This is a genomic window from Streptomyces sp. NPDC059455, assembly GCF_042750115.1.
Taxonomy (GTDB): domain Bacteria; phylum Actinomycetota; class Actinomycetes; order Streptomycetales; family Streptomycetaceae; genus Streptomyces; species Streptomyces endocoffeicus.
On the sequence record NZ_JBHYVB010000066.1, the window covers coordinates 48303 to 52391 of the forward strand.

Annotated in this window: 4 protein-coding genes; 1 reads left to right on the forward strand and 3 read right to left on the reverse strand. The window is 66.9% G+C overall.

The window, feature by feature from the left end; all coding sequences use genetic code 11:
- Positions 1–30 precede the first annotated feature (30 nt).
- From ACFXB5_RS23880 to ACFXB5_RS23890, 3 genes are all read right to left on the reverse strand, one after another.
- Positions 31–222, reverse strand: coding sequence for a hypothetical protein (locus ACFXB5_RS23880; RefSeq protein ID WP_385211268.1), 192 nt, complete (start codon positions 220–222; stop codon positions 31–33).
- A gap of 77 nt (positions 223–299) precedes the next feature.
- Entirely contained in the window at positions 300–1853 is a 1554-nt protein-coding gene (locus tag ACFXB5_RS23885) for an FAD-dependent monooxygenase (RefSeq protein ID WP_385211279.1), read from the reverse strand.
- A gap of 9 nt (positions 1854–1862) precedes the next feature.
- Positions 1863–2570 carry a GntR family transcriptional regulator gene (locus ACFXB5_RS23890; RefSeq protein ID WP_385211270.1) on the reverse strand — a complete coding sequence of 236 codons (708 nt, stop codon included), beginning with the start codon at positions 2568–2570 and terminating at the stop codon, positions 1863–1865.
- Between the two features lie 547 nt (positions 2571–3117).
- Between ACFXB5_RS23890 and ACFXB5_RS23895 the strand changes: the two genes are divergently transcribed.
- The gene (locus tag ACFXB5_RS23895) at positions 3118–3825 is read left to right on the forward strand and encodes a MerR family transcriptional regulator (protein WP_385211273.1); all 708 of its coding nucleotides are present in this window, start codon (positions 3118–3120) and stop codon (positions 3823–3825) included.
- The last annotated feature ends 264 nt before the right edge of the window (positions 3826–4089 follow it).

The following is a 4089-nucleotide window of genomic DNA, read 5'->3' on the forward strand; positions in this document are numbered from 1 at the left end:
CCCGCAGAGCGGGTGGTCCATGCCGACGCCTCAGCTCATCACCGCACGTCGCCGAAGGCCTCCACCAGTCAAGTCAGCCGGGGGCAAACATGACGACGACCGCCAGAGGGCGGCGTACAGGAAGATGGCGAACAGCGAACCGTCAGTGGCGCTGGGGAACGGCAGGCTGAACGACAGCAGCGGCAGTGTGAAGACAAACGCCGCGCCTGCGACCGCGCCCATGGCGGCACCACACAGGCCCTGGCACTGTACTGGCCCGCCCCGAGCGCCTGGGTGACCACCACCGGATGGCCAACAAGTCAGTCACCGATGATCTCCCAGACGACGGCAGTGCCACGTGCCAGTACCTTCTCGGCCACGGCTCGAAGGGCTCCAGCCGCGTCCGGGACGCCAGACGACCAGCGAGCGGCGACGTGGCCGTCTGGCCGGACGAGAACCGCGCCCTCGTTCTCGATCCCATAGAGCGCAGAGAAGGAGCCGGGCACTGCCTCGGCATAAGCCCGCTCCCCCGGCTCGCCACCGATCACGGCGGCACCGATCACGACGGCACCGAGGAAACCGAAGGCGGTCACCTGGGCAGCGGCATCGATCCAGGACCGTCCGGCCGGGCCGGCGAGGACGAGCCAGCCTGTGCCGCTCAGCTCGACCGTCGACGGCCGGTTGCCGGACGTGTCTACGAGTCGCAGGTGTGGTAGCCGAGCACCAGGAGCCGCAGTCGCCCGATACTCAGCGACCTTCGAGGTCGGCGCAACCGTTCCGTCGGGAATGAGCGCATCGCTGTCGTAGACATAGCCGAACTGCTGCCCCTGCGAGTGAAACTCGGCCTTCTGCACCTCAACGCCGGCCGCGAACTGGGCGCGTACCTCGGCGCCTGCCTCGCTCGCCATGAGGTCCAACAGGGCTGGGTCGGACATCATTTTGGCAGCCTGTTGCTGCGCGGCCGCGTTGGCCATGCACTGCTCGGCGTTGAGGAGCGCGACGGGCCGACGCTCGGCCTCATATGTGTCAAGCAGCTCGGGTGCGGCACCTCCCCGGAGGACGGCGGCGAGCTTCCAGGCCAGGTTGTGGCCGTCCTGGATGCCGCTGTTCATGCCAAGGCCTCCCATCGGCGGGAAGGTGTGGGCGGCGTCGCCAGCGAAGAACACCCCGTTGGTGCTGAACCGAGTGGCGACCCCCATGCCGATAGTCCACAGCAGCATGGACCGGATGTCGGGCTCGAGGTCGGGTACTCCTGTGGCAAGCCGCAGCTGCTGCACCGCGCGCGCCTGGGTGTAGTCGGCGAGGGTCTCGCCGGGGAGGAGTTCGATGCTGTAGAGCCAGCGACTGTGGCCGTCCAGGGCGATGAAGATGCCCTGAGTGTCCGGGGCCATGATCGTCCACAGGAGGTACGGGCGGTTTCTGGTCTGCGCGGCGAGATCGGCGTGGAAGTAGATGTTGACCCGCTGGCCAAGTGCGACGCCACGCTCGACCTTGATGCCTGTCAGGTTGCGCATGGCGCTCCGGCCACCGTCGGCTGCGACGACGTACCGTGCGCTCAGCTCCCGGTCACCGTCGGCACCACGCACGGTCAGGACGGAACGCCCCTGCTCAACACGGTGCCCGATGGCCTCCTGGCCGAAGGAGACGGTGGTCGCGGGCCCTGTCCTGCCCCCAGAGCGACTCGGGGTGGGCGCGCGGCCCGGGGGGGGGCGGGGGCCGGCCCGCGCGCCCGGGCTGGGCCGGGCGGGGGGGGCGGGGGCGGCCCGTGGGGGGTGGGCCTGCGGGAGTGGGTGGTGGTGGGGGGCGCGGTGGTCGTCGACTCGTGCGCTGTGTTCGATGGTGCGCGTGGGGGGAGGCGCGCGCTCACGCCTCAGCTCACCGCTTCATCGCCGGACGTCGACGAAGGCCTCCACCATGGCATTGGCCACTTCGGTCAGGTGGTCCGTCATGAGCGTCCGCGCCGCATCGGCATCGCGACTGCCCAGGGCTTCCACGATGTCGCGGTGGGCCGACAGTTCAATCCGCGAGGTGATGTGGGGTTCCACCCGGGGCATGAGATGGTGCAGCCTTCGCACTTCGTCCAGCTGCCGGCTCAGCGCCGGCAGCACACGCCGGTTGCCTCCCAGAGCAGCGAGCTCGATGTGGAAATTGCGAGCCGCCAGCAGCGGCTGCCCTACACCCATGCCCGGGTCCGCCTGCTCCGTACACAGCCCGGCGAGCCCTTCCAGGGCGGCCTCCGAAGCCTGTGCGGCCGCGCGGCCCGCCAGGACGGGCTCGATCATGTGCCGGATCTCGAAAATCTCGCGAATGTCGTCCAGGTGAACGGGGCGCACCAGGTACCCCTTGCGCGGCATGACAGCGACCCAGTCGTCCTGCACGAGCAGGCGCAGCGCTTCGCGGACAGGCGTCTTGGAGACGCCGTAGCGCTGCGCGAGCTCCGCTTCGATCAGCGCGTCACCGGGGCTGCACCGCACCTCAAGGATGTCTTCCTTGAGCTGTTCGTACACCTGGTCGGTGAGCGATAGCGGCCTCGTCGCGGGGCTCGCGTGCGGGTGTACCGCCTTGATGATCTCTCGAGGTCGTTCCGTCATACACCCACAATAAAGATATTGGAAAGATACCACTGAGAAGCCTACAGAAATCTTACGGTGATCTGTAACGCTTCCTGCCGTCCGCTGCTGTCGGTCTTGCTGGTGCGAACCTGGTAGGAGTCCCTGTCCGATCCGCGGACCGCGGCCCGGTGTTCCTTGAGGGCGGCCCGGGCGGTGGCCGACAGAGAGGGGGAGGGTTGTGGAGACGGCGCGGCGGACGCGGCTGGCCCGGTGATCGAAAGCCCAGCGGCGGCCAGCAACCAACGCTCATCATGGCCACAGCTTTGGTCATGGTCGTCTCCTTGTTCGGTCATCGAGCACGATCACCGGTCCGGTCTCCCGCTGCTTCGCCCATGAGCGCAGTCGGCGTTGTGGTGGGCGGAGCGCCTGCCTCTGCCATGCCGCTGTAACGTACGATCGTGACAAACGGTTCACGAGTTACGGGAGGGCGATTTCGTGGTCAGGTGGACCTGTTTCACTGACCGTTAGTCGCTTTGGGCTTTGGCGACCTTGACTGTGCCGTAGGGGCATGGGGTGGAATTTCCCGGTGCAGAAGAACCTCGGATGGAGCACTCGTGAGGTGGCCGAGCTTGCGGGCACGACGCTGAGGACTGTCCGGCATTACCACAACATCGGGCTGTTGGAGGAGCCGGAACGCCTGCCGAACGACTACAAAAGGTATACGGTCAATCATTTGGTACGGCTGCTGTGGATTCGTCGGCTCGTGGTCCTCGGCATGCCGCTGGCCCGCATTGCTGCGATAGACGAGTCGGACGAGGGCGTAGCGAAGCTGTTCCGCACCATCGACGACCAGCTCGCGGCGTGTATCGAGCGCCAGCGGGACGTGCGTACGGAACTTGCCGCGATCTTGCGGCATCGTGCTCTCATTGGTCTGCCGTCAGGCTTCGGCGACGTCACCACGGACCTGTCCGAGCCCGGGCGGACCTTCCTGCTGATCTGCTCGCGGGTCCTCGAGCCCGCTGTCCTGGAGGCGCTACGGGAAGTACACAAGTTCCCGCGCTCCGAGGTGAGACGTGAGTTCGACGAACTCACTGATGAGGCCGATGACAGGTACCGGCAAAACGTGGCCGAGCGTTTCGTCGTCAAGGTCGTGCAGGAGCAGCAAGATTATCCCCTGCTGCGTGATCTGGGCGAGCGGGCGGCGTCGGGCGAGGATCCGCACCTGACCGCAGTACTGAGGCGGGGGCCATCGAACTGCACAACGCGGCGCAGTTGGACGTCCTGCGGCGGATGAACGCCATCGTCTATTCCAAAGACAAAGTTGCGACGTCACCCCCTACCGGCTGATGAAATCCCCCCGGCGCTGCGCGCAACAAGGGCGGCAGGCGACGCTCAGCGAGCGAAAGGAATCTCAATGACGAAGTCAAGCCGTCTGCGCGACCGGCAGGGAGGAGGTGAAGAGCTGTCGACGACGGCGTAATTCCCCAGGGGGTTTGTCGGGGGAATTCCCCACCCCCTGGGGTGCCGCGGATGTCAGCTGGTCGGGGGCTTGGACGAG